At 58.9% G+C, this 26375-nt stretch carries 21 protein-coding genes; 13 read left to right on the top strand and 8 right to left on the bottom strand.

Annotated elements, in window-relative coordinates:
- Window positions 1–12 precede the first annotated feature (12 nt).
- Entirely contained in the window at window positions 13–3168 is a 3156-nt protein-coding gene (mfd, locus tag HNR46_RS10955; protein WP_184018717.1) for a transcription-repair coupling factor, read from the bottom strand.
- A gap of 110 nt (window positions 3169–3278) precedes the next feature.
- Between mfd and HNR46_RS10950 the strand changes: the two genes are divergently transcribed.
- Window positions 3279–4013 carry a peptidoglycan recognition protein family protein gene (locus tag HNR46_RS10950; RefSeq protein WP_184018716.1) on the top strand — a complete coding sequence of 245 codons (735 nt, stop codon included), beginning with the start codon at window positions 3279–3281 and terminating at the stop codon, window positions 4011–4013.
- Window positions 4010–4414, top strand: a complete 405-nt coding sequence (locus HNR46_RS10945) for a YkgJ family cysteine cluster protein (protein WP_184018714.1) — start codon at window positions 4010–4012, stop codon at window positions 4412–4414. Before HNR46_RS10950 ends, HNR46_RS10945 begins: the two co-directional genes overlap by 4 nt.
- A gap of 12 nt (window positions 4415–4426) precedes the next feature.
- Here HNR46_RS10945 and HNR46_RS21390 read toward each other — a convergent pair whose 3' ends face one another.
- Window positions 4427–5503: a LuxR C-terminal-related transcriptional regulator gene (locus HNR46_RS21390; RefSeq protein ID WP_184018712.1), complete on the bottom strand. Its 1077-nt coding sequence runs from the start codon at window positions 5501–5503 to the stop codon at window positions 4427–4429.
- A gap of 127 nt (window positions 5504–5630) precedes the next feature.
- On the opposite strand from HNR46_RS21390, the gene HNR46_RS10935 reads away from it, so the two are divergent.
- The 3 genes from HNR46_RS10935 (at window position 5631) to HNR46_RS10925 (ending at window position 9053) form a co-directional block, all read left to right on the top strand.
- Entirely contained in the window at window positions 5631–7688 is a 2058-nt protein-coding gene (locus tag HNR46_RS10935; protein ID WP_184018710.1) for a penicillin-binding transpeptidase domain-containing protein, read from the top strand.
- 136 nt (window positions 7689–7824) lie between these two features.
- A complete protein-coding gene (locus HNR46_RS10930; protein WP_184018708.1) occupies window positions 7825–8250 on the top strand; it encodes a DUF6941 family protein in 426 nt (141 codons plus the stop codon).
- Window positions 8250–9053, top strand: a complete 804-nt coding sequence (locus tag HNR46_RS10925) for an SDR family NAD(P)-dependent oxidoreductase (protein WP_184018706.1) — start codon at window positions 8250–8252, stop codon at window positions 9051–9053. The genes HNR46_RS10930 and HNR46_RS10925 overlap by 1 nt, the downstream gene beginning before the upstream one ends.
- A 39-nt stretch (window positions 9054–9092) precedes the next feature.
- On the opposite strand, the gene dnaB is transcribed toward HNR46_RS10925, so the two are convergent.
- Window positions 9093–10520: a replicative DNA helicase gene (dnaB, locus tag HNR46_RS10920; RefSeq protein ID WP_184018704.1), complete on the bottom strand. Its 1428-nt coding sequence runs from the start codon at window positions 10518–10520 to the stop codon at window positions 9093–9095.
- Window positions 10521–10708: 188 nt separating this feature from the next.
- Between dnaB and HNR46_RS10915 the strand changes: the two genes are divergently transcribed.
- The gene (locus HNR46_RS10915) at window positions 10709–11158 is read left to right on the top strand and encodes an SRPBCC domain-containing protein (RefSeq protein ID WP_184018702.1); all 450 of its coding nucleotides are present in this window, start codon (window positions 10709–10711) and stop codon (window positions 11156–11158) included.
- A 48-nt stretch (window positions 11159–11206) separates the two neighbouring features.
- Complete coding sequence (locus tag HNR46_RS10910; protein ID WP_184018700.1) at window positions 11207–11626, top strand: hypothetical protein; 420 nt, start codon at window positions 11207–11209, stop codon at window positions 11624–11626.
- Window positions 11627–11680: 54 nt separating this feature from the next.
- On the opposite strand, the gene HNR46_RS10905 is transcribed toward HNR46_RS10910, so the two are convergent.
- Window positions 11681–11926, bottom strand: coding sequence for a glutaredoxin family protein (locus tag HNR46_RS10905; protein ID WP_184018698.1), 246 nt, complete (start codon window positions 11924–11926; stop codon window positions 11681–11683).
- A 15-nt stretch (window positions 11927–11941) separates the two neighbouring features.
- Complete coding sequence (gene tyrS / locus HNR46_RS10900; RefSeq protein ID WP_184018696.1) at window positions 11942–13126, bottom strand: tyrosine--tRNA ligase; 1185 nt, start codon at window positions 13124–13126, stop codon at window positions 11942–11944.
- Between the two features lie 124 nt (window positions 13127–13250).
- Between tyrS and HNR46_RS10895 the strand changes: the two genes are divergently transcribed.
- Entirely contained in the window at window positions 13251–13835 is a 585-nt protein-coding gene (locus HNR46_RS10895) for a hypothetical protein (RefSeq protein WP_184018694.1), read from the top strand.
- 13 nt (window positions 13836–13848) lie between these two features.
- On the opposite strand, the gene HNR46_RS10890 is transcribed toward HNR46_RS10895, so the two are convergent.
- Genes HNR46_RS10890 through HNR46_RS10880 form a run of 3 tightly spaced genes read right to left on the bottom strand, consistent with a single transcriptional unit; the run spans window position 13849 to window position 19954 of the window.
- On the bottom strand, window positions 13849–14505 hold the full coding sequence (locus tag HNR46_RS10890) for a hypothetical protein (RefSeq protein ID WP_184018692.1): 657 nt from the start codon (window positions 14503–14505) through the stop codon (window positions 13849–13851).
- 11 nt (window positions 14506–14516) lie between these two features.
- Complete coding sequence (locus HNR46_RS10885) at window positions 14517–16505, bottom strand: BamA/OMP85 family outer membrane protein (protein ID WP_184018690.1); 1989 nt, start codon at window positions 16503–16505, stop codon at window positions 14517–14519.
- Window positions 16502–19954 carry a translocation/assembly module TamB domain-containing protein gene (locus HNR46_RS10880; RefSeq protein ID WP_184018688.1) on the bottom strand — a complete coding sequence of 1151 codons (3453 nt, stop codon included), beginning with the start codon at window positions 19952–19954 and terminating at the stop codon, window positions 16502–16504. The genes HNR46_RS10885 and HNR46_RS10880 overlap by 4 nt, the downstream gene beginning before the upstream one ends.
- Before the next feature lie 96 nt (window positions 19955–20050).
- On the opposite strand from HNR46_RS10880, the gene HNR46_RS10875 reads away from it, so the two are divergent.
- From HNR46_RS10875 to HNR46_RS10855, 5 genes are all read left to right on the top strand, one after another.
- A complete protein-coding gene (locus tag HNR46_RS10875) occupies window positions 20051–20851 on the top strand; it encodes an ion transporter (protein WP_184018686.1) in 801 nt (266 codons plus the stop codon).
- Window positions 20852–21027: 176 nt separating this feature from the next.
- On the top strand, window positions 21028–22680 hold the full coding sequence (locus HNR46_RS10870; protein ID WP_184018684.1) for an ATPase, T2SS/T4P/T4SS family: 1653 nt from the start codon (window positions 21028–21030) through the stop codon (window positions 22678–22680).
- A gap of 25 nt (window positions 22681–22705) precedes the next feature.
- Complete coding sequence (locus HNR46_RS10865) at window positions 22706–24382, top strand: GspE/PulE family protein (RefSeq protein ID WP_184018682.1); 1677 nt, start codon at window positions 22706–22708, stop codon at window positions 24380–24382.
- 84 nt (window positions 24383–24466) lie between these two features.
- Window positions 24467–25771 carry a type II secretion system F family protein gene (locus tag HNR46_RS10860; RefSeq protein WP_184018680.1) on the top strand — a complete coding sequence of 435 codons (1305 nt, stop codon included), beginning with the start codon at window positions 24467–24469 and terminating at the stop codon, window positions 25769–25771.
- Between the two features lie 36 nt (window positions 25772–25807).
- On the top strand, window positions 25808–26368 hold the full coding sequence (locus HNR46_RS10855; RefSeq protein ID WP_184018678.1) for a type II secretion system protein: 561 nt from the start codon (window positions 25808–25810) through the stop codon (window positions 26366–26368).
- Window positions 26369–26375 lie beyond the last annotated feature (7 nt).

The following is a 26375-nucleotide window of genomic DNA, read 5'->3' as shown; positions in this document are numbered from 1 at the left end:
CGTGGGCGCGAGTCAGATCGAGCGAATCATCCGGATGGCCTCCTCCAGCATCTCCTTGGGGTGCGTGGCGGCGAGTCGAGGGAATCGTTTTCCTTCTAGGAAAAGGTAGTCGCCGTTGCGGTGAATCATGAGTCTTTGGCCCTGAATTTCCACGGAGGCGATGCCGACGTGGGCGGCGAGGAGGCGAAGCCGAGTGACGTCGAGAAGGTGGCGAACAGGATCAGGCAAGCGACCGAATCGATCCGTCCAGCGTCGAATGAGGGCATCGAGTTCACGCTCGTCGGCGGCCTCCGCCAGTTCGCGGAAGGCGGAAACACGGAGCTGGGTATCCTCGAGCCAGGAACCTGGTAGGTAGGCGGGCAACCCTTTCCTCGGATCTTTGAGGTGGGCGGCCTCGCGCACCATGAGGAAGTCGGCTTTGAAAGAGCATTCGTGGCGATGAATCGCCTGTTTTCCGCGGAGACGGTCGACGGATTGGCGAAGCAGCCGGCAGTAGAGATCGAATCCGATGGCGGCGATTTGTCCGGATTGTTTGGTGCCGAGAAGGTTGCCGGCACCACGGATTTCAAGGTCGCGCATGGCAATGCGGAATCCGGAGCCGAGGGCGGTGTATTGCTTGATGGCGTGGATCCGTTTGCGGGCATCTCCCGTGGTGAGCATTTCCCTCGGGAGGAGAAGGATGGCGTAGGCTTTTTCTCCTGCGCGGCCCACACGCCCGCGGAGTTGGTAGAGATCGGCCAGTCCGAAACGGTCCGCGCGATCAATGAGGATCGTGTTCGCATTGGGAATGTCGATGCCGGTTTCGATGATGGTGGTCGCGAGGAGAATATCCGCCTCGCCATTGACGAAACCTCGCATGACGAGCTCAAGCTCGTCTTTTTCCATTTGGCCATGGCCGACGAGGATGCGGGCTTCGGGCACCAACTCGGCGAGGCGATCGCGCACGAATTCGATTGATTTGACCCGATTGTGAAGGAAGAACACCTGACCACCGCGGGCGAGTTCCCGACGAATCGCTTCGCGGATCACGCGCTCATCGTAGGGGGTGACGGTGGTGTGGACAGGAACGCGATTGGGGGGTGGGGTGTCGATGGTGGACATGTCCCGGGCACCCATTAGGGCCATGTAGAGTGTCCGGGGGATGGGGGTCGCAGAGAGGGTGAGGACGTCGATCTGACGGAATAGTTCTTTGAAGCGTTCTTTGTGCTTCACGCCAAAGCGTTGTTCTTCATCGATGACGGCGAGCCCGAGGTCTTTGAAGGCAATGTCGGTGGAGAGCAGCCGATGGGTGCCGATCACGATGTCGACGGAGCCATCGGCCAGGCCTTTGACGGTGGCCCGGGCCTCGGAAGCGGTGCGGAAGCGATTGAGCAGATCGATGCGCACGGGATAGTCGCTCATCCGTTCTCGGAAGGTCCGCCAGTGCTGTTCGGCGAGGACGGTGGTCGGGCAGAGGATGGCGACTTGTTTGCCACCGGTGACCCCTTTGAAGGCAGCGCGAATGGCCACTTCGGTTTTGCCAAAGCCGACATCGCCGCACACCAGCCGGTCCATGGGTTTGGCGGACTCCATATCGGCTTTGGACTCGCGGATTGCCCGCAGTTGGTCCGGAGTCTCGGTGTAGTGGAATGATTGCTCGAATTCCCACATCCAGCGGGAGTCAGGAGGATGGGCGAATCCCTGGTCGGTTTGGCGCTCGGCCTGGATTCGGAGGAGCCGGGCAGCGTAGTCGAGGATGGCATCCTCGGCTTGCTTGCGAACTTTTTTCCACGCGGTGCCACCCAGTTTGGAAAGCTCTGGGTCTTTTCCTCCGAGCCCAACGTAGCGACCGACGAGGTGGGCTTGGTCGATGGGTACGGCAAGGGAGGCTCCATCGCGGTATTCGATGAGCAACTCCTCATGGTCCTCGCCACGCCGGATTCCGGAAAAACGGCCGATCCCGTACTCGGAATGAACCACCAGATCTCCATCGTTGATTTCCTCGAGTGATGCTTTGGCCTCAGCTGCCCGGCGGCTCGAGCGGGAAGACGTTGTCGCGGAGGTTCGGTAGCGCCCAAAAATTTCTGCGGAGGAAAGAATGGCCAACCGGGCGGAGGGAACCGTGAAGGATTCCATCAATTCACCCATGAGGGGCTGGAAGTAGCTCTCGGAGCCGTCAGGGAGAAGTTCGAGAAATCGGGTGGCTTCCCCCTGGTTGGCGAAGACCACGGCGGTTGTCCAAGCATCGCGGTGCCAGCGGGCGAGTTGCTGGATGAAGGCGTCGCGACGGATTTCTTCGAGCACGAAATCGCCTGCTTCAAAGCGACCAAAGGGCTCCGCGTGGCAGGCGGTGGAAAAATCTTCCTCGCGGTCGGAAGTGGCCGGCTGGGAGGTGATGATGACGGACGCGTCGCTGGTCGAAGGATCGTCAGTCAATTCGATGACGAGATCGTCCGGGCGGAGGTAATCGGCGACACGGCCATCCAGATCAGGCTCTGCGAGGGCAAATTCAGCGTGATCGACCTTGCGAGCAGAAGTTTGCGAATCGAGGTCGAATTCGCGGATCGACTCGATCTCTGTATCGAAGAATTCGATCCGGAGAGGGAGGGGGACATGCCAAGGAAAGACGTCGAGGATGCCGCCGCGGACGGCAAATTGCCCACGGCCTTGAACGAGTGGGGCGCGTTCGAAGCCTTCGGCTGAGAGTTGATCGATCAGCCCCGAAGGATCGAGAGAGGCGCCACGCTTGAGGACAATGCGGGATGAGGAGAGGCGTTCAGGGGCGGGAGCGGGATGGTCGAAACAATCGGGTCCGGCGAGGATGACACAGCGCTGAGCCCGGCGAAGTTGATCGAGCGCATCGACTCTTTCCGCGGCGGCTTCGGGGTCGGGGGCTTCGTCTCCCTGAATGCCGGTGACGGGGTCGGGGAGGAGGCGCGCGCGAACTCCCCAAAGGCGAAGTTCGGCGGCGAGGCGTTCCCGGTTTTTCGGCGAGGGATCGAGAATCCAAGCGCGCGGCCGAGGCGCGGGGTGAGAGAGGATGAGGGCGAGGATCCAGGCGCGGGCTGCGGGATCGACATGATCGAACACAGTGGTGCCGCCGCCTGAGGCCACGGTGGCCAGGCGCTGGGCGAAATCAGATTGGTCCGCAGCGGGGCGAAGCCAGCGGTCAGGCGCCGGAGCAGGCACGGGCGGACGATGGCGGACATGGAAGGCTTTGGCAAGAAGGCGGAAAAGGGCTTAGCCCCCAGGATTTCCCGGCTTTGACTCGCAGGAGGAGCATGGTATTTCGGTGCCGTATGCGTTGGTCATTGTTCTTCCTGCCGTGGGTGGTGCTGGGATTATCCCAGTGTTCACAGGTGGCACCTCCACCCGGATTCAGCGATGTCAGCGTGCCGGTGTTTGGGAGTCGGACGAATGCGGCGAGTGTGGCTCAGGTGCAAAGTGGAGGTGTGGAAGGATTGCGGAAATCAATCCATTTGAAGGTCGATTTGGTGCCCAAGGGGACCCATGGCCGAAAGGTGATTCGCCCGATGAATCCACGGTACATCACCATCCATTCGACTCAGAATTTCAGCGCCGATGCCGAGCGTCACTCCCTGGCCTTGAAGCGAGGTGCCCTGCGCGCTCCGAAGCGCAAGGGCGGGAATCGGATCGGCTATTTGATCTGGCATTTCACGGTCGATGACCGTCTGGCCATTCAGCACATGCCCACGAATGAGCAGGGCGAACACGCTGATTTTGATGGTCCGGGAAACAACTATTCGATCGGGATCGAAATGTGTGAGCAGCGGGGGAGCAACCTGCAGTCGACGATCGATCGAACCGCGCGGCTGACGGCCTATTTGATGCATCGGCATCAGATTCCCATCAGCCATGTGGTTCCGCACTACCATTGGCCGCGACATGGAGTTAGCCAGCCGCATAAGAATTGTCCACACTTCCTCCTCGATCATGGTCGGCCAGGACGGAAATGGAGCAATTTCCAAAGCCTGGTGATGAAGTACTACAACGCGGCGAAAACTCCGGCATGAGCGGTGGATCGTTCGGCAGTCCGGGGAATGCCGATGTTTGGTTGGATCCCGATGTCTACTATGTTTGCCAAAGGTGCACCGCGTGTTGTCGGTGGCCTGGGGACGTACGGTTGGAGGAAGAAGAGATCCCCAGGATCGCGAACTATCTGAAGCTGTCTGAGGAGGAGTTTCTTGACCAGTATACCCGTTTGCGAGCCCATCGAAATGGGTTGTCTCTCATTGAGAAGCCCAACCACGAGTGCATCATGCTCGAAGACGGAGGATGCCGAATCCACGCGGTGAAACCGGAGCAATGCGCGGGCTTCCCCAACAAGTGGAATTTCGCCGGGTGGCAGGAGCTGTGTGAGGCCAAGCCGATCCCGATGTCCGAGGCGCGGGCACGGGGTTGGGTCAAGGAGTGAATGGGGGCGGGCCTAGAGAGGCTTGCCGGCTTTAAGGTCGAGATAGCGGCGAGCGGCGGCTACGCGATTCTCAACGTTGAGACGTTGAAAGATGGCCTCCATGTGTTTTTCCACCGTGCGCGGGCTGATGCCGAGAATGGTGGCGACCTCCCAACTGGTTTTGCCTTCGGCGATCCAGTCCATGATTTCGCACTGTCGTCCGGTGAGCACCGATCGTGATCGATCCTGGGGAACGGGCTCCACGTGGCTGGCGCCGATGGTGAAAAGGTAGAATTGGCGCAGAGCGTTGGGAAGAACGTAGAAGGAGGCGACGCCCGCTCCGAGGTCGAGATCGACGGCTTGGAAGCGGGCGCGAAGCGGATCCTGCCAGGAGCTTTCGACGCGGGACATCACGCGCTTGAGCTCGTTGTCATCGAGTTGTCGGAAGGCCTCGTCGGCGGGCCAATGCGCTTCGACGAAGCGCAGGGCCTCATGGTTGACCGGCATCACACCACCGTCCTTTTTCATCATGAAGGCCGTGACCGGACCGGATTCGCTCTGGTTCATGAAGAAGTGGTGGACTTCCCGCTCGACGTTCCGTCCCGCAATCCGCTCGCAGATGGTGTTGGCGGTGAACACGACCAGTCGGAAGCGCTCCAGCTCTTCAGCTTGGAATTCCCCATCCTGACGGTGGATCAGCAGCAAAGCACTGCGCCGACACCAGGTGAAGAGCTCTCCCACCAAGGTGTCAGAGATAGCGCATTCGGGGGAGAGACGTTTGAGGAGATCGGATTGGCGATACACCTCTGAAGGCATGAAGGAGGAGACGGCGAAACCCGGGTGATCGCCCAACGGAGTGAGGATTTTGTGGCCGAGAGGATGCTGGGGCAGCATCGCGTTCAGAGAGAGCAACATCTCGGCCGAGTCCTCTTCAGGAAAATGAGCGCCACGAATCATTTCAACGCGGCTATGGTCGAAGAGTTGATAGACCGATCCACAGCATCCTCCGGTGATCGGTGGTAAGCCGGCCACCAAGAGGTCGCACAATTCCTCAAAGGTGGTGGCGGACTTCAGGTGGGTCAGCAGGGTAAAGATGGAGTCTCCGAACACGTATTTTTACGGGTGATCTTTCGAAAAACTACACGTTATCGTGGACATAGCCAGCATGGATGTCCGGGAAGGGTCGGAATCTTTGGGCGTTGCCCTCTGTGCCGAGCGACTCTAGTTTGGCGGCCGGATGTGGACTCCCCTTAAAATCGCGCGGGTGGCGGCCTTGGGCCTCATCACCGGAATTCCGGCTTGGGCGCAAAATACGGAGGCAGTGGATGTGGGGGCGATGTCGGCCGACGATGCTTCCATTTTCAGCCGCAAGGACGCACGGACGATTCAATTGGAGATTCCAGCTCCAAGGGGGCCGATTTTGGACCGTGAGGGGTTCCCGTTGGCTCAGAACCGGGTGGTTTATCGATTGGCGGTTCAGTATGAGCAATTTTCGAATGAGGATCGGGATGCGATCGTCGCTTGGGGGCGTCAGCGAGTGGCCGCGGCGAAGGTGCTGCTTGCGGAGGTGGCGGAGCCGTCAGATGAGGAACTTTATCAGCACTACCGTCATCGGAGATGGTTGCCCTTGCCCATTTCGAGTACGTTGACTCCGGAAGAAGCGGAAGCGATTCAGAAAAAGCTCCCGCGCGGCATCGAACTGCAGGCGATTTACGAGCGATACTATCCCGAGAAGGAACTCGCGGCGCATGTGATTGGTTACACTGGGCTTGAGGGAAAGTTGCCGACAGGGCCGATCAATCTCAATGAGCCATTGTGGGAGAGGTCGGAAGGGCGGGCCGGATTTGAGAAGCTTTTCGACAAGGAGCTAAGGGGAAGCTCGGCGACCCTGCGGATGGTTTTCAATGAGAAGGGAGAGATGCTTCTTCGGGAGCAAAAAGGGCGTCCGCGGACGGGTGGAGCCTTGGTTTCGACTCTCAATCTTCGGTGGCAGCGGCAGGCCGAAGAGGTGTTGGATGACCACGCGCGGCGAGGAGCCATGGTGGTGATCGACGTGGTCACGGGTGAAGTTCTCGTGATGGCGTCCAACCCCAGCTATGACCTGAACAAGTGGATCCCGGGAATCAGCCACGAAGATTACGACGAGCTGAAGAACAGCGCGAGCACGCCGCTTTTTGCGCGGGCATTCCAAGGCAACTATCCTCCGGCTTCTTCGTTCAAATCGGTGGTGGCGCTGGCGGCATTGAACGAAAAGGCGATTCGGCCCGAAACGACGGTTTACTGCCCTGCCTATTTGGAATTTGGAAATCACAAGCTGTGGAACTGGTCAAAGAAGGCGGCAGGCGACTTGACCGTGGTGAGTGCCTTGAAGTGGTCGAACAATCCGTGGTTTGCTCAGGTTGGCAATCGGGTGGGTTCATCCAGTCTTTTTGCGATGGCCCGGCGTCTTGGATATGGGAAAGAGTCAGGACTGCCATTGATTGGGGAGTCGGCTGGGTTCTTGCCGACGCCGGAATGGGTGCAGAAGACGGCCAAACGGCGGATCACGGAAGGTGACGTGGCGAACTGGTCGATTGGCCAGGGAGCGGTGCTAGCGACCCCCTTGCAGGTGGCTCAGGCCATGGCCGGAATCGCCAATGGAGGCGTTTTGCCCAAGCTGCATTTGGTGATGCAGATCCAAGACAGCTACGGGAGAGTGATCGAATCCGCCCAGGCCGAGCGACGCAATTGGTTGAGTCTCGACCCTGAAGCGGTGGCTACCGTCAAGGAAGGCATGCGTGAAGTGGTCGATGGCGGAACGGGATCACGAGCTTCGCTGGATTGGATCGAGGTGTGCGGGAAAACGGGAACCGGACAGTGGGGGTTGGATAGCAAGCATCAACGGGTGGCTTGGTTTGCTGGGTTTCTCCCGGCAGAGGAACCGCGATTGGCCTTTGCGTGCCTCTATGAAGGGCGTCCCGGCGAAACGGTGGGTGGAGGACGCAATGCCGGGCCCATGGTTCCCGCCTTTTTCGACGCGTTTCGTGAAGAGATTGAGGAGATGTGTGCTCCGGCACCGAAAGCGGTCTTGGTGGTGGATGAAGTCGCTGAGCAGGAGAAGAACGAGGGGATTCTGCGAGCTTTGCCGGTGAGTCCATTGGACGAGCAGCAATTGGAGGCGGATGGAGAAGGCGCTGTCGAAGAGATCCCCTCGGCGATCCCGGTGGATGAAGGTGATCTGCCGATGGATCCTTCCGCCATGGAAGAGGCGGTCCCTCAGGCTCTTCCCGTGGATGAAGGGGAGTTGGGAGATTGAGAATCATGGCGTGTCTGGCGGGGAGGTGACAAAATTTCGTCGGTTCCACGCTGGACGGGTCGGTCCGAAAGGTTGAAGTTGGCCGCCGAGCGGCCGGATCGGTCGGCTCCAAACCCTCAGTTCAAACCGAGATCTCATGGATATCCAAATCGCGTCCCTTTGTGACTTCGCCGCCGACTACAATGGCAAGCTCGTCGTGAGCGGCACTTTTGACACGCTCGCCGCCCGCGGTCTGCCGGTGGCCCACCCGATGTGCGCGCTCGCCCTCCGCTTTTGCTTCACTCAGGAAGACACCGGACGTCACAAGCTTTCGATCAACATCATCAACGAAGATGGGGAGTCACTTGATCCGCAGAACATGCCGATCGAGCCGGAGTTCGAGGTGCAACTTCCTCCCAATGTTCCTTTCCTGACCCGGAACTTGATCATGAACTTGCAGGGTTTGCGATTCCCGGCAGCAGGGATCTACTCGGTAGACATCAGCTGCGATGAGGAGTTGATGATGCGTCTGCCGCTGCGCATCGTGCATGTCGAGCAACCGGCCGGCACTCCGCAAGGCTGATGCCTCCGACGTCCTTCTACGCATGTGCGCTGGTGACCGGAGCTTCTTCCGGTCTCGGTGCCGAATTCGCCCGGCAACTCGCCGGGCGATGCCATTTTTTGGTGCTGACGGCTCGTCGAGCTGATCGATTGGAGGTCCTCGCCGCCGAGTTGGAAGCCGACCATCCTCATGTGAAAGTGGTCACGGTAGCCGCCGATGTGGCCGAGGCCGTCGATCGGCAGCGCATTTTGGAAGCTTGTCTGCAAACGGGCGCTGTACCCGACCTGTTGGTCAACAACGCCGGCATGGGAGACTACGGGGAGTTTGCCTCGGCGAGTTGGGACAAGCTGGAAGCGATGATCCGCGTCAATGTCGAGGCTCTGACGGCGATGGCTCACGCACTGGCACCCTTGATGATCGAAAGGGGAGGTGGCCACATTCTCCAAGTCAGCTCGCTGGCGAGCGTGTTGCCGATCCCTGACTTCGCGGTTTACGCCGCGACCAAGGCTTACGTCTCCAGCTTTTCAGAGGCCTTGCGGATCGAACTGCAAGAGCACGGCGTGCACGTGACGGCGGTCTGCCCAGGGCCGGTTCACACCGAGTTTGGTCACGTGGCCCGTCGAGGTGCGGCAGGAAAAGAACACCCACTACGAGAGTGGTCGTACGTGGAGGCCCGGCAGGTAGTCTCAGAGGCCTTGGCGGGCGTTGAAATCAATCGGCCGAAGGTCTTTCCCGGATGGAAAATCGCTGCAGCGGCGGTGATTCTCGGTGCATTGCCGTTGGCGCTGGTTCGGCTGGCGATGTCGACTCGTCCGCGGCGTTGATCCACGGACGAGGTCAGCTGGCGATCAAGCGGGAGCTTCTTATTGGGGTTCCTCATCGCGGGCTCGGGTCTCGAACCGCATCCACTCTGCCATGAAGGTGAGAGGCACGTGACCGGTTTCACCGTTCCGGTTTTTGGCGAGCACCAATTCGGCTTTGCCAGCTTCGGCTTCCTTGTCTTCTTCGGTTTCAGCGTAATAGGCGGTCCGATAAAGAAGTCCGATCATGTCGGCGTCTTGTTCGATCGTCCCGGACTCTCGAAGGTCGGACATCCGTGGAACACCGAGGGACGAACCGGTTCGGCCTTCCGGGCCCCGGTTCAGCTGAGCGAGAACGACAATGGGCACTTCGAGTTCTTTGGCGAGGGCTTTGATCCCCGCAGAGATTTCACCGATTTCCCGTTCACGGGAGTTGGCGGCCTGGCGGCTATTGGATTTCAGAAGCTGAAGGTAGTCGATCGCGATGAGGCCCACGCCGTCCTCCCGCTTTCTGCGACGAGCCTTGGCTCGTAGGGTATCAATTGGAATGCCGGCCGTGTCATCCACCCAAAGCTTGGATTCACCGATTTCCTTGATGGCACGCTTGAGCTTTCCGATTTGATCCTTGGTGGGCTTGAAGCCTTTGCCGAGTTTGCTCATGGACAGCCGGGCGCGGGAAAAAACCAGACGTTGTACGATCTGGAAGGCGGTCATTTCGCAAGAGAACACCATCGTGGGCACGCTCTGATCGACGCAGATATGCTCGACGATGTTCATCATCAACGAGGTCTTACCCATTGAAGGTCGGGCCGCGACGACGAACATTTCCCCCGGTTTCAGGCCCTTGGTCATGCGATCGAGGTCGCTGTAGCCAGTGGCGACGCCTTGGACCTCCATTTCACCTGCGAGGATCTCCTGAAACTTGGTGAAGACTTCGAGAACTGACTCCTTGATGGAGAAGCCGCGAGTCGATTCACGGCCCTGTCGAATGGCGAGCACCTCTTGTTCGACTCGATCCAACAGTTGGTTGGTGTCTTCGGGATTGTCGTAGGCTTCGGAGATCGATTCGGTGCAGGTGCTGATGATCGAACGAAGGACATATTTGTCCTTCACGATCGTCAGGTGGGTCATGAAGTGAGCGGCGTTCGGAGCATAGGTGTAGATGTCCGTGATGGCTTGTGCCCCGCCCACGTGGTCGAGAATGCCCCGGTCGTGCAGGAGTTGGAAAAGGGACACGAGTTCCACCTCGGTGCCTTTGTCGTTGAGCTCACTGAGGATTTCGTAGAGCAGGCCGTGTCCCGGAAGGTAAAAGTGGCTCCGCGTGAGGCCTTCTTCCTTGGCGCGGCCGATCCACTGCTCGGGGTCCTTGAGCATGGAGGAAAGAATGCTCTTTTCCGGCCCCAAGGCGTGCGGGAGGGACCGCGAAGCGTCGTCATGAGATTCGGACCGGGGAGCTTTCTGAAGGGCGGGTGCGCTGGTGTCGGTGGCCATCGGGGTGCCGAGATTGCGATGGAAGAGTCCGGCCGGTCAATGAGGGTAAGTGTGAATAACTGAATCGCGCGCACAGCTGGGAACTTGGGGATCTTGCCGTGGCAACCGGGATCCTCTAGAGATCGGTCAACCGTGAGTTTCTGGAACCAAGGTCGGTCGAACGAGCCTCGCCGTTTTCTTTCACCGAGATGTCACTATTCAATCAATCCCGGACGTTTCCGTATCCACCCGAAGAGGTATTTGAGTCGATTCGCCGACCGGAACTCCTTGCTGCCTGGTGGGGACCGGAGGGTTTTACCAATACCTTCGATGTTTTTGAATTTCGACCGGGAGGGTTGTGGGTCTTCACGATGCACGGTCCAGATGGGCGGGACTATCCCAACGAATCGAAGTTTTTGGAGATCGAAGAGCCTTCCCGCGTGCGACTCCGGCACACGGTATTGCCGATTTTTGAGCTGACGCTTTCGTTGGAATCAGTGCCGGGGGGAACGGAGATCACATGGGAGGCGGAGTTCGAAAATGAGGAATTTGCCGAGCAGATGCGCGATTTTCTCGAAACGGCGAATCGCCAGAATTTGGATCGATGGGCCGAGGTGTTGCTGCAGTTCTACGGGCCTCCCGAGGAAAGTGCGAATTGATCGCTTTTGCGTGGCGCAGCAGCCGAAGTGGAGTCATTTTTCAGAAGCATGAAAACGATCCTTTTTGCTCCGTTGGTCCTTGGTTGGATGGTGGCCTCCTGTGAGAAGCACGAGGTTCCTAAAGCCACTGTCGTGGTCGAAGAAGATGTCGGGGAGGCGTCCATGATGGTGGAAGTGTCCGACACGGATGGGGAGATGGTGGTCGAGACTCCAGAGGTGGTGGAGGAAACGGGGGAGGAACTCGAGGAAACGGTTGAAAGTCGCCCTACGCCTGGCGATCGGCTCGACCGGGCGATTGAGGCGACGGGTCAAGGGCTCCAAACCGCGGGCGAAAAGACTGAGGAGGGCGTGAACACCGCGATCGAGAAGACCGGGCAAGGGGTGCGCACGGCGGCGGAGAAGACGGGACAATTCCTACAGCGAATGGGCGAAAAACTTGAGGGCGCTGCGGAGGATGCAAAAGACTGATCGCGTTCGATTTTTGAAGGGCCATTCGTAGCAGTCGAGTGAAATCGAGGGCGACTACGAGGCCCGACGTATCTTCTCAAGAAAGGGAATCAGTTCATCGACCCCGAAATCGGCCAGCACCTCGCCGTCCCAGTCGAGGGTGGGGGCTTTGGTTTGTCCGGAGATTTCTTTCATGGCCGCCATGGCTTCCCGGTCACGAAGGACATCGACCACATCGTATTCGATTCCTTCGCGGCGCAGGTAGGCTTCGGCGTCGATGCACCAAGGGCAACCGGACTTGATGTAGAGAAGCGGGCGCATAGGAGTGAGCGGAATTTAGGCGTCGGGGCCGAGGATGCGGACGGCGTGTTTTTTGGAGAGTTTCAGCACATCGCCCGCAGCCGGCGTGACCGAGGCATTGGGGTCCGTGAGTTTTTCGCCGTTGAGTTGAATCGAACCGGTGGTGATGAATTGCTTTTTCAGCTCACCATTGGATTTGCTGATGCCGAAAGCCGATTGGAAGGCGAGGGCAGCGAGAGCCAGTACCGTCGTTTCACCCGGGTGGGGCAGTTCCGGAAGCTCGGAAGCAGCGAGATCTTTTTTCGAGAAGCGGGTCTCCCAATCGGATCGCGCGGCTTGGCCCGCCTCGTCGCCATGGTAGCGGGAGGTGAGCTTTTCCGCGAGGCTCTTCTTGGCATCCATGGGGTGCAGCGATGGGTCAAGCGACTCCCCGAGCAGCAACAAGTAGTAGCGGGCCATGAGCTCGTCGGAGACGCTCATGAGCTTGCCGAACATCTCCTGTGGCTCGTCGTTGACACCGATGTAGTTGCCGTAGGACTTCGACATTTTTTTGACGCCATCGAGGCCCTCGAGAAGAGGAACCAGCATGACGACTTGTTGGGGCTGGCCTTCTTCTTTTTGGAGGTCGCGGCCAACCAGGATGTTGAAGAGCTGGTCCGTGCCGCCGATTTCGACGTCCGAACGGATCTCGACAGAGTCCCAGCCTTGCATGACGGGATACTGGATTTCGTGAAGTCGAACCTCCTGAGCGTTGTCGAGACGATTGCGGAAATCCTCACGCTGCAACATCTGGCTGAGGGTGACCCGGCTATTGAGACGCAAAACATCCTCATAGGTCATTTTGCGGAACCAGTCACCGTTGAAAACGATTTCGGTTTGATCTCGGTCGAGGATCTTGAACGCCTGCTCGGTGTAAGTTTTGGCGTTCTCAAGGACCTCATCACGGGTCAAAGGTGGGCGCGTGGCGGAGCGACCGGAGGGGTCGCCAATGGTCGCGGTAAAATCCCCAATGAGGAGGACGGCTTGGTGACCGAGTTTTTGGAATTGGCGGAGTTTTTCGAGCGCGACGGTGTGACCGAAGTGAATGTCAGGAGCCGTGGGATCGACGCCCAGCTTGATGCGAAGCGGTCTGCCCAGGCGGAGCTTTTCGAGCAGTTCCTTTTCCGAGAGGACCTTGGCGGTGCCAGCGGTGAGGAGAGCGAGTTGATCTTCAGGGGTCACGGGCTGGGTCTAGGTTAGCCGGGCTGACATGACAAGCGGCGAGGTCACGAGTCGCGAAGGGGGCTCCTGGGGTGGGCAAATCACGGGTTGCGGAAGCCGCGCAGATTTGCCAGCTTCCGCGTCCATGACGAAGTGCATCCGCGGTGTGTTGATGGTTTCCCTCGTGGGGTGGCTGGCTTCATGTGCGGGTGATCCCTCAAATAGCGGAGCTTCTGCCAGTGGCGGAGCGGCGGAATCGGCGGCCGCGGCGGCACCCACAAAGAAGGGATTCGACAAGTTTTTGGCCTCGAACCCGATGTACTCTTCCAGTGGGCAGAGGAAGGAAGCCAGTGAGGGTTTTCAAACCAACTCGATGTTCAATAATGAGTTGAGCAAGAAGGAGATTTCGGCGAAGGATTATTCCAAGAAGTCCTTTTGGGGGACCAAGGAATACGCGAAGAAGGTTTACGGAGGAGATACGGACGGAAGTCGTTTCCTCACAGCGGCCAGAGAAGGCAGCCAGGGCGCGCGCGAAGGTGCCATGGTGTCGGGTGCCGATGGCCAAGCTTACAATACCGGAACCTATCGGACGGGTGACGCCCGCGAATCGGGCCGGTCGGAGATTTCGAGAACTTCCGACGCGGAGACGGATGTGCGGCGGGAAGTGTGGAAGCAACCCGAGGTCCGCGGCTATTCGGTGGAGGACACTCGCGGGATGATGGGGCGTTGAGGGCGTGACTTTTTCAGTCCCGCGGGAGCGACGAAAGGATGGCCTTGCGGAGGTCTGTCCATTTGACGGGGCGGCCCTCGAGGAATGATCCCACCGCAGCGGTGACCCGGATGGAAAGAAGCCCTGGATGACGATCACGGAGGAAGCTCTGGAGGTCGTGGGAACCGGTTGTCCCGGTGCGCACGGTGCCTTCGGGAAGGAGATTTCGTAATCCGGCTGCCCAGCGATCGAGCCAGGCGAGTTCATCGGTTCGCCGGCCGTCGCAGGATAATTCCACGGCAGCCTCGGCCAGTGGAGCCGTATCGATGGCGAGGTGGATGGTGGTTTCTCGGCGCATCATGGGGATGCGAATCCGCGAGTGAAGTGTTTCCAGATAGGTGGACTTTTGGCGTTCGTCGAGTTTGCGCCGTTGATCCTCGGTGAGCTGCCGACTGACCTCGCTCCATCGATCCTCGCTGTCGGGGTGCCGGGAAAGGTCAATGAGCAACCGACTGACATCGGCATGGACGAGAGGTGAGTGGACCTGAGAGGCGATTCCCTGAGCAAGATTGAGAGCTCCTGGAGACCAGCCGTGGGAGGCGATGAATTCTTCATGGCCTCTAACGGAAGCTTTGTGCCATTCAGGAATGGTGGAGACTGCCGATTCGCAGGAGGGGATGATCGAGCTCATGGGAGAGGGGCTCAGAATGCGGTGCCGATCGCGAAGTGGAAGGTGCCAGATGGATCGTGGCCGTCGCGTGTTAGATTGTGGCCGTATTCAAACCGCACCGGACCGATGGGAAGATCAAGCCTCAATCCGAGGCCGATGGCAATCTTTGGGTCGTCGAAGCCGAAGTCTTCCCATTTTCGGGTCAATCCACCGGCATCGACGAAGGCCACGGCCCGCATGGGACCTGCGATGAGTTGGCTGTATTCGACGTTGGCGACCCATGATGCCTGACCGCCGACGGGATAGCCGGTGTAGGACCAAGGACCGAGTTCACGTTCCCGAAACGAGCGGACGCTGCGCGCGCCACCGTTGAAGAGGCGAAGGTCGATGGGGAGGCGATCGGCGCCGGAAAGAGGGATCAGCAGATGGTTGCGAAATCCGAGCGACAGCTGGCCCCCGGAGCCAATGGGGTGGTGGTAGGAGGACTCGACTCCCAGCTTGGCGTAGGAGGAACTCTCGTTGCCAATGGCGGCACCGAGTTCCAGAGGGGTTTCGATGTGCCAACCTTTGGTGGGAAGAACGGGATTGTCACGGTGGTCGAGTTTCTGGCTGAGGCGGATGAATGGATTCTGATAGCTGGTTTCCCCGAGTTCTGATGGGAACAATCCGTCCTCCGTGAGGTGGTTGTAGCTCCAACCGATGGAGGCTTCGAGGTCGTAGGCCTCGGTGATGGGCCACACCACGCCCCCTTCGAGGCCCATGCGGAGCACATCGTATCCTTCGTTGTCCCGGGTGTTGGCGAAGAGTCGAACTTTGCCACTGAGGTCGCTGCCACGAATCCAAGGATCGGAGATCGAGACTTCGCCAAGTAGCGATCGTTGGGAAGCTTCGAAACCAGAGCTGAGATTGAGGATTCGGCCCCAGAGGTTGCGATCGTAGTAGCCCGCTCCGACCAATGCTCCTTCGTAGGAATCGAAGCCGACATGGGTCGAAATGCCGCGGGCGTCGGCTTCGGCAATGGTGATGAGGGCGTCGACCTGTCCGGGGGCCACATTTTCCAAATCGGTGCGAACGGAAGAGAAGGCTCCGGTGGAAACGAGGTCGCTGATGCGATCGCGGGCGAGGTTCCCGTCGATGGGCACCCCTTTGAGATCCTGGAGGCGAATGGTGATGCGCTCGGGATTGGTTTTCTCGGTGCCCGCGATGCGGATGTCGTGGAGAATCAGCTGCTCGCCTTCCGTGACGGTGAATTGGGGGCGAACCTGATTGTCCCAGGCATCGAGGCGCATGCGGACTTCGGCGCGGAGGAAGCCTTCGTTCTGATAGGTTTGTTCGACCTTGGAACGGAGCAAATTGAGATTGGCCGTGGAGGCGGGTTGACCGGTGACGCTGGTGAGTGCTTCGCGCGTTCCAGGGGCCATCTGACCCTCCAGTTGGGGAGGGGCGATGACCGCCATGGGGCCGGAGTCGATTTTGATGACAAAGTCGACTTTTCCGGTATCCGGATTGTTGGTGCGGGAGGCGACGGAGATCTTCGAATGATAGAATCCGAGACTTTGCATCTGGCGCTGCATCAGGGCCATGCCCTCTTCATCATCTCCTTCTTCAAGTGGGATGTCGGAAAAGCCGGTGGCGCGTTGGCTGGGCCTGAGCTTGAAGAGATCGACGAGGGTTTCGTAGAGGTGCTTGTTCGGGATGCCGAGGACTTCGATCGACCCGAGCAGATCGCGTGGACCTTCTTCGATTCGGATTTGAATGAGCTCTGGGCTGAGGATCTTCCAGTAGAGGGTCGCCTGATTGAAGCCGGCGTTGTGAAGCGTCTGCTCGATCAGGAAGGCAGCGTCGGCAGCTCTTGGAGGCGTGGCCGGGTTGTTTCGAATGTGGTCGAGGCGACCGGCGAGGGCGCTGAGCAGTTCGCCTTCAGAAATGCTCTTGGCGCCGATGACCCGAATTTCCGTGTCCTTCGCGATGGCGCAAAGGGGAAGGAGGAGGGCAGCGGTGATGGGGAGAGAGGGCTTCAACGGAAACGGATAAGATAAGTGATTTTGGATCGGGTATTGCCTTGTTCGCTGATGCCGGCGGTGAGCAGCCAGTGGTTGTCCAATTTGAAGGCCACGGAATTGTACTTGCGGCTGGTGTAGGGATCTTGCTCTCCGACCTGGAAATCGACCCGATCGAGGACTTTGAAAAGCGGGCCGAGTCCGGGAACGTGCCCGAGGCGTCCTCGACGGAACTCTTCGATCACCAGCTGGGCGGCCCGAGCGGTGGCAGCGTTGGTGTCTTCGATGCCGCTGGTGGTGGTCCCGGATGCGAGGAGGGTGTAAACTTCGCTCTCTGGTAAGGGCGGGTTGGAAGTCGGTTGAATTTGAGGATCGGAAACCGGGCCATAGACATAGAGGTCGATTTCATAGGGGCGCACCGAAGAGTGACCTTTGATATCAAGGATGGGATCAAAGGGATGATCGGGCCGCAGAACCACGAAACCCTTATCGATGTTAAGGGTACTGAAGGGCAGCTTGGCAGAGACTTCGCGGAGAGTGATTTTGCCATCTGGCCGGGGGGCACCCACCGTTCCCGTGATTTTGGCGGCGAGGTAAGCTTCTCCTCCAGCGATATTGCCTCGAACGAGGAAGGGGTTGGTGGTGCCAGCGCGCAAATCGAGTTTCCAATCGCGAAACGGCGCGGGAATGGACGCGGTGAGGTCCTCAGGTTTTCCCGTATCGACTGAGGGTAATTCAGGTTCAGCCACGGAACGGACCGGGCCGCCGAGTGGCAGGATTTCGACGTCGCGGTGGAATAGGCTATCGACGACGCCAAGAGAGCCAGAAAGGGTGGCGGACTCCCACGGGCCTCGGAGGGCAAGGTCTGCATTGAGGCGGACGATCATCGAGTCATCACGGATGGCGGGCAGGGATTTGGCCTGTAGCGTGACATCGAGTGGGCCTGGCTTTGCGTCGACCAAGTCGAGAGTTCCTCGGGCGTTGAGAGAGCCTCCCGAAACGGTGGCGGATAGCGTTTCGAGTGTGACTTTTTCCGGAGTGGCGGTGAGCTCCATGGTGCCATTGGAGACTCGAGGAACGGACGGATCGGCCGTTTCGAATGTTCCCCCTTCGAGGTGAAGCTCCGCGGTCGGTTTCGGTTCTCCAACCGTGCCGGTGACTTCAGCGTCGAGATTCACGGTTCCGGCCAATCGGCGTGCCTGCGGGACGAAGTCGGAGAACAGGTCGAGCTTCAAGTTATCCAGCCGAACGGTGGCTTCTAAGGGGGCGTTGCGGACGGTCTCCGGATCGTTGGCCCAAAGTTCGGGCTCCCAACGGGTAAAGGCGTCGATGATGGCGGGCGGATACTGAGGGGTGGTGATTTGCCCTTCGAGTTTCAGAGTCGTCTCGCGGCCCACCGCGTGGAGATCGGCGCTGACAGGGGGGGCTTGATGGACCGAATCCAGCTGCATGTCCGCCGCCCACAGCGTGGCATCGAGGATGGGCTCTGCCGGGGTGCCGGTGAGTTGGATCGCCACTTTCCCGCGGCTGGCATCGGTGAAGCGCACAGTCTCCGGGAGAAAAGGATGAAGGCGTGCCAAGCGGAGCTCGGTGGTGGTGAGGTCGATTTCGGCCTCTTCCTCGGAGCGAAGGATGGCCTTCCAATCGGAGGGGTCGCCGGGGACCGGGAGGCTGGCCTTGCCATTGACCAGAAGGTCCTCTCCGTCGTGCCACTGGAGCTCGGTCAGTGCCAGGCGGTGGTGGGAAAAGTTGGCGGCGGTATGGATGCGCTGCGATCCCGTCGTGGCGGAAAGGTTGGAAACCTCGACCGCCTGCGGCCAGTCATAGGTTGCGTTTGCCGTGATGTGCAGCGGATCGTTTTCCGGGGACCACGTCACGGAGAGTGCCGACAGTGTGAGATTCCCCTGATGTTGGGATTCTTTGAGATCGCCAGTGCCTTGCCAAGAAAGGGAGTTTTCGAAACCTTCCGGAATCGGAATCCCAAAGGGTTCGCACCATGGGGCCAAGCTCGCCGGGCTCCACGCATTTGTGGTGAGCTGCGCCTGATATTGGGTGGTCTCGAAATCCCAAGTCCCCTTGGCTTCCACGGAAGGTATCCGGAGCAGAAACCCCAGGGGCGCTTCGGGAGCCCAGGTGCCTTCCAAATGAAGGGGAGGGGCAGCTGAGCGCGGGGTCACATCCAAGACCAACGAGCTTTGGCCGATTTGACCTTCCTCAAAGCGCAACGCGCCTTTGGCGGTCAGTTCGGCATCGGGTGGAGGCGGACGATCCTCGCTGCCGAGTTCAAATCGTTGGCGAACCACCTCAAGTGGGGCGTTTAGCTGGTCGATTCGTAGATCGACTAGGGCAGAAAGAGGAGTCCAGCTTTGATCGGGATCAAGCTCCGCGGTGAGCGCGAGGCGGGCGGAAGAATCGAGAACCGTTCCGTTCAACTTGGCCTCGAGATGATGTTGGGAAAGATCGCCGGTGAGGAGGAGATCGCGGGTCGACCAGTCATCGTAGCTCACTCCTTGCGTTCCGAGGGTGATTTGAATGGAGGGATCGGACCATCCATGCTCGAGACCGCCGATGGTGAGATCGAAGGTGGTCACTTCGCCCGCTAGGGGAAGGGTGAGGTCGGCTTTCTTCAGCGTCTCAGAAAGCGAGAGAGGAGCGCGATCGGACAAGTGGGCGGTGGCCGTTTTGAGATCGGTCTCAAGATCAAGACGGCTTTGGTCGATCTCGATACCGGTGGAAAAAACGGGTGGCTGATCGAGTTGGAAGCGGGCGGCAAGATCGCGGATGCGGACGTCGCGAAGCAATTCGAGTTGATCGAGGGTGAGGCGATCGCTTTCCCAGGTGAGTTCGGTGGTCTGGGCGGGGACCGTGGCACGGTCAGTGATCTTCATTTCTCCGAGGCCGAGGCGGAAATCGGAGCTGCCGGGATCGTGCTGCAAGGAAGAGGGGGCGAGCGAGAAGAGGGTTTCGGAGCCGCGACGGATCTCCACGCTCAGCTGGGCGAGTTGGAGGTTCATGGGGGCCAGCCTTTCGTGGAGAGATCGGAGCAGCTCGGCCGGATCCGCTGGCGGGGAGTCGTCGGACTCATCCTGAGGAGGGGCTTTGTCGAGATCGACCTCGACATGCAGACCCTCAACCATGATGCCGTCGACTTTCCCCTGAATCACGGCGGGCCATCGGTAGCGCAGCTCCACTTGGTCGAGTCCAGCCACCTGAACGAGAGCATCGCCTTCTAAAGAAACTTTCCGGACGCCAATCTGACCGGAGCTCAGTCGACCGTCGAATTCCAACGATCCGGTTAGGCCCAGGGCTGGAAGGTAGTGGCTGGAGGCTCGTTGGGCGATCCAGCGCCAGCCGGGGCCATTGAACCAGAGGAGGCCGCCAAGGAGCGCAAACAGCATCCAGAGCCGCTTTTTTTTCCAGACAGGTCGGCGGAGTTTTTTAGGGGGAGCTTCGCGAGGTGACTCAGCCATCGCGGATTACGATGACTCGCCTCGCTCAATTCGCAACTCCGGGATCCGTCTTTCGGGAGGCTTGATCGCAAATCGGCTCGTTGTCAGTCTGCTGCCATGAGCCCGAGGCGGGAAAAATGGCGGGAAATCATTTTTGAGGCGGAAACCCCGGCAGGGAAGGCCTTTGATGTGATTCTGTTAGGGCTGATCTTGGTCAGTGTGGCAGCGGTGATGGTGGAAAGCATCAAGGAGGTGCGGCAGGCGATCGGGTATCCTCTTTGGATCCTTGAGTGGATCTTTACCGGAATTTTCACCTTCGAATATGTTGCCCGGCTGTGGGCTTCGCGTCGCCCTTGGGCCTATGCGCGGTCTTTCTATGGGGTGGTGGATCTGCTCTCGATTTTGCCGAGTTTCATCGGGCTGTTGTTGCCGGGGGGGCACGCTCTGATGATTGTGAGGATTTTGCGGGTTTTGCGGATTTTCAGGGTCCTTAAAATGGTCCGCCACATCAACGGAGCGGAACTTTTGATGCGGGCGTTGTATGCGAGCCGGGCCAAGATCACCGTCTTTTTTACTGCCTTGGCGACCATCGCGCTGATCTTTGGGACGCTGCTTTACCTCGTCGAAGGGGAGGAAGGGGGCTTCACCAGCATTCCGGTCGGCGTGTATTGGGCCATTGTGACGATCACCACCCTGGGTTACGGCGATATTTCTCCCTCCACAGGGTTCGGGCAGATGCTGACGGCCTTCCTGGCATTGACAGGATATGCGATCATAGCGGTTCCGACGGGCATTGTTTCGGCTGAGATCAGTAAGTTGGATGGAGACGAAAGTACCGACGCGTGTCCTTCCTGCGGGGTCCACGGGCACCTGCCGGATGCGCGATTCTGTCGGCGTTGCGGTGCCCCCATGGAGTGAAAGGAGGGGCATCGTCCATACCGTGTTCCTACCAGCCTTCCGACTATTCACGAAAGCCCGCCCCCGTAGGTTGACAAATGGGGAGCGGCTTGCCCAATGTCCGGCACCGCTGATGGTGGAAAACCGAGGATTTCCACCCGTTTTTCAGCTTAGAAAGACCTTTCCAAAACCCACCCGTGTTCTCCAACGAAGACTATCTAGCCGATCTGCTCGTCGAATCGGGCGCTGTGACTCAGGAACAGGTGGACCATGCCCGTGCCAAGGGTGGTTCTGCCGTTTCCAACCTGATCGCTGACACTGAACTCACTGAGTCGACCATTTCTCTCGTGCTTGCGCAAAATGCCGGGCTTGAGACGATCAATTTGGATGAGGTCACCGTCGGCCCCGACGTCAATAGTGCCATTCCTGACGAGATTGCCTGCCGCTATCGCGCGGTGCCGGTCGCTGACGATGGTGTCTACCTGACGGTGGCCGTGGCGGATCCTTTCGACTTCGAGACGATGGATAGCTTGCCGCAGGTTTTGGGGCGGGAGGTGTTCTTCGTCGTGGCCAATCACAGTCAGGTCGCCGCGTTCCTGAAGCAATTCTATGGTGCTCGCGACCAGCACGACATGCTGGATGTCGCCGGATCCCCGGGAGCCGAAGGGGAGGATAGCGATGCTCCGATCATCAAGCTCGTGCAGAATTTGCTTTCCGAAGGCATGCGGATGCGCTGTTCGGACATTCACATCGAGCCTTTGGAGACTTCCGTACGAGTGCGTTACCGGGTGGATGGTCGATTGATGGAGGTCGACAATCACCCGAAAAAGCTTCTTCCAGCGATCATTGCGCGTCTCAAGGTGATGAGCGGCACGATGTCGATCGCGGAAAAACGTCTTCCTCAGGACGGCCGGATCCAACTTCGAGTTGGCGGTAAGGAAGTCGATTTGCGGGTTTCCTCCGTGCCTTCGAACCACGGGGAATCGATCGTCATGCGGATTCTCGATAAGTCTGCCCTGGTTCTCGGGATGCCTGAGCTGGGTTTCTTCTCGGATGACCAAGCGACCTTCGAGGAACTGATCGGTCTTCCGGACGGGATCATCCTGGTCACCGGTCCGACGGGTTCGGGAAAGACCACGACGCTTTACACCTGTCTCAATGTCATCAACCGACCCGACCGTAAGATCATCACCGTGGAAGACCCGGTCGAATATGAGCTTCCCGGGATCAACCAGGTGATGGTGAAGGCGGATGTGGGCATGACCTTCGCCGCCGCTCTGCGTGCGATGCTGCGGCAAGCTCCGAACATCATCATGATTGGTGAGATTCGGGACAAAGAAACCGCCAACATCGCCATCAATGCGGCCCTTACGGGCCACTTGGTGCTTTCCACCCTGCACACCAATGACGCGCCTTCCGCTGTGGCACGTCTTGCTGACATCGGCATCAAGCGATTCCTGATCGCATCCGCGGTGCGCGCCGTGCTGGCCCAGCGCCTCACCCGGAAGCTCTGCCCGGCCTGCAAGGCTCCGGCCGAGTTGACCGAGAAACAGATGCGTTCCTTGAATCTTGATTCCTCACGCCTGGGCGATGCGACCATCATGGGCCCTGTCGGCTGCGAGAAGTGCCGCGGTGGTGGTTACAAGGGCCGGATGGGGATCTTCGAGCTGTTCAAGATCGACGATGAAGTGCGTCACCTCGTGAACGAGAACATGGCCTCGGCCCAGCTTCGCAAACGAGCCCGCGAGTTGGGCATGCGCACGATGCGTGAGGACGGCATCCGCAAGGTGCTGGCTGGCCTCACCTCGGCCGAAGAAGTGTTGCACGTGACCATGTCGGACGCCGATTGATCCTGAATCTCAAAAACCCTTTTCCATGGACAATAACCAATTGGTAGAACTCTTCGTCAGCCGCGGGCTGATTGACCGCTCGCTGGCTCAAGAGGTCCTCAACGAGTCGAACAACAGTGGCAAGGACGCCGCTGAAGTGCTTGCGGACTTCCAGGTGATTCAGCACCGGGAGGATGTGTGGCCTGTTGTGGCCTCGGAGCTTGGAGCTCCTCTGGTTGAATTGAAGGGATGGACGCCTCCCGAGCACCTGGCCGGTTTGATTCCTGCAGCGACAGCTCGATTGCATGGCGCATTGCCGATCAATTTCGATGAGGAAGGCCTGCACGTTGTGCTGGTCGATCCGATGAATCCGCAAACGCTGGAAGACCTCCGCTTCTCGCTGGATCGGGAATTGGTGCTCGCTGTGGCGCCCGATTACTTGGTCGAGGAGAAACTCAACGAGGTCTACGGCAATGACGGATCGGCAATGGAGTCGATCCTCGATCAGCTGGAATTTGGTGGCCCCGATGGCGAGATGAGCGCGGCCGAGTTGGAGAATGAGGCCAATTCCGCTCCCATCATCCGTTACGTGGATTTGGTGCTCTATCAGGCCATCAAAGAGAAAGCTTCGGACATTCACTTCGAGCCCTTTGAGACTGACTTCAAGATTCGTTACCGGGTCGATGGCACCCTGTATGAAATGGCTCCGCCACCGATTCACTTGGCGCTGCCGATCATTTCCCGGGTGAAGGTCATGGCGAACATGAACATCGCCGAGCGCCGCGTTCCTCAAGACGGTCGGATCGTGAAGCAGGTTGGCGAACGTCAGGTCGACATGCGGGTTTCCTCGCTGCCGACTCAGCACGGTGAGTCCGTGGTGCTTCGGGTGCTCGACCGTTCCTCGGTGAACCTCTCGCTGGAGAACTTGGGCCTCCCTGGCCACATCTACGAATACATCACGGAAACGATCGAAAAGCCGAACGGCATTTTCATCGTCACCGGTCCCACCGGTGCGGGCAAGACCACCACCCTCTATGCCGCATTGCGTCGCATCAACACGATCGACCACAAGCTGCTGACGGCGGAGGATCCGGTCGAATACGACATCGATGGCATCGTGCAGATTCCCTGCAATGAAGGCATTGGATTGACCTTCCCGCGGGTGCTTCGCGCCTTCCTGCGTCAGGACCCTGACCGAATCATGGTGGGGGAGATGCGGGACATGGAGACGGCTCAGATCGCCATTCAGGCCTCATTGACGGGTCACTTGGTGCTCTCCACTCTGCACACCAATGATGCCCCGGGTGCGGTGACTCGATTGATCGACATGGGCGTGGAGCCTTTCCTGGTCGCTGCCTCCCTGGAAGGGGTGCTGGCCCAGCGCTTGGTCCGGACCATCTGCGCGGGCTGCAAGGCCACCTATGAGCCGAGCGAAGCCATTCTTACCCAGCTTGGAGTGTCTCCCCATGAATTGGGGGACAAGGATTTCTATACAGGAAAGGGATGCGATGTCTGTGGCCAGACCGGTTACAAGGGCCGGGCGGGTCTCTACGAACTGCTCGACATCAATGAGCCCGTCCGCGAGTTGATCACCGACCGAGCTCCGACGGTGGTCATCAAGCAGAAAGCCATGGAACACGGCATGACCACGCTTCGCGAAGACGGTCTGCGGAACATCTACCTTGGCAAGACCACCATCGAAGAGGTTCTCAAGTACACCTGATTCCTACCCCGACGCATTTTCGATTCGCCAGCAGGCGGGAAAATGCGTCAAAAATCCCATCACCGACTCCCAAAAAAAACGACCATGCCGCAGTATCAATTCACCGCCGCCGATTCCAAAGGCGAGCAGCTTTCGGGGACCGTCGACGCGACGTCGGAGGCCGAGGCCATCAATCAGCTTCGCTCCCAAGGCTACTATCCGCTTCAAGTCGTGGAAGCGGGCAAAGGACAGCTGGCCGCCGCCAAGAAGAAAGCTGGCGCAAAAGGCAAGAAGACCAAGGCGGTCAAAGGCAAGAAGGGCAAAGCTGCGAAGGCCAAGACTGGCGGACGCATCAAGCCCAAGGCACTGATGATCTTCACCCGTCAGTTGGCGACCCTGATCGACTCGGGTTTGCCGCTGTTGCGTGGTCTGACCGTGCTCGGCAAGCAGGAGCCGAACCCGGTGTTGAAGGCCACCTTGGAGTCTCTGGCCGATGCCGTGCAATCGGGCTCGACCTTCTCGGAGGCGCTTTCCCAGCACCCCAAGATTTTCAACAAGCTCTACGTCAACATGGTCAAGGCCGGTGAGCTGGGCGGTGTGCTTGAAGTCGTGCTGGTCCGTCTCGCTGAGTACCAAGAAAAGGCTCAGAAGCTGAAGAACAAGATCGTCTCCGCTATGGTCTATCCGGTGATCGTCATGTTCATCGCCGTGGCCATCTTGATCTTCCTCATGTTGGTGATCGTGCCGAAGTTCGAGTCGATGTTCGCTGAAATGGAGAACGCGACGCTGCCACTGATTTCCCAAGTGGTGTTCGGAACTTCCCGCTTCTTCCTCAGTGCGAGCGTCGGGCCGATCCCGAACGTGGTTTGGTTCTTCCTCGTGATCGCCCTGATCGTCGTCGGATTCAATTCCTGGGGCAAAACCAAGGGTGGCCGCAAGACGATCGATACCATGAAGCTCAAGGCACCGATCATTGGTGACATTCAGCGCAAGAGCGCTGTCGCCCGTTTCTCCCGGACCTTGGGAACTCTGGTGACCTCGGGTGTGCCGATTCTTCAGGCTCTGAACATCACCCGCGACACCGCAGGGAACGTGGTGATCTCCGGTGCCATCGACAAGGTGCACTCGGCGGTCAAGGAAGGGGAATCGATCGTGACTCCTCTCCAAGCTTCGGGCGTGTTTCCGGGGATGGTGATCTCGATGGTGGACGTCGGTGAAGAAACCGGTCAGTTGCCAGAAATGCTCCTGAAGGTGGCCGACGTTTACGACGATGAAGTTGACAACGCAGTGGGCGCTCTTACCTCCATTCTTGAGCCCATCATGATCGTTATCCTCGCTCTTGTCGTGGGCTCGGTGGTGTTTGCGCTCTTCCTGCCGCTGATTAAGGTGATTCAGGAAGTTGGTCAGTAAGCATCGACGATGCGTCAAAAACTCAATCAAACTTCCATGAAATCGAATCTTCGACTTCGATCCCGCGGCTTCACCTTGATGGAGTTGCTGGTGGTGATGGCCATTGTGGTCGCCCTCGCTGCTCTGACGGCAGGAGGCTTCAAAGTGGTGAAAGAGAAGCAACGCCGCGAGCAGGCACGCGTTCAGGTCAATCTGATCCAAATGTCGCTCGAAAGTTACGCGACGGATCATGGCGAGTATCCGCCGAATCCAGAACAGAACGCCAAAAATGGCACGGATGAGATTTTCAACGCGCTGTTTGGCGATCCTCTCCAGGAGGGTACCAACATCTATTTGGCCGAACTCGATCCGGAGAATGACACTCAAGACTGGCTGCAGGGGCAAAACGGCACTCAGAACCTGACGATCTACGATCCCTGGGGAACCGAGTTCTTCTACCGGACGAATGATCCCGAAAATCCGGATCAAGTGATTGCCGCGAATCCTGACTTCGATCTCTGGTCAGCGGGTCCCGATGGCAAGACCGATGCAGGTGCCGCTGGGAGCTACGACTCTCAGTCTCCTGACAACCAGGATGATATTCGCGGTTGGGATTGATTCCTGA

This window comes from Haloferula luteola (assembly GCF_014201715.1).
GTDB lineage: Bacteria > Verrucomicrobiota > Verrucomicrobiia > Verrucomicrobiales > Akkermansiaceae > Haloferula > Haloferula luteola.
The sequence above is the reverse complement of the archived record's forward strand: the minus strand, read 5'-3'. Positions and strand labels throughout refer to the sequence as shown.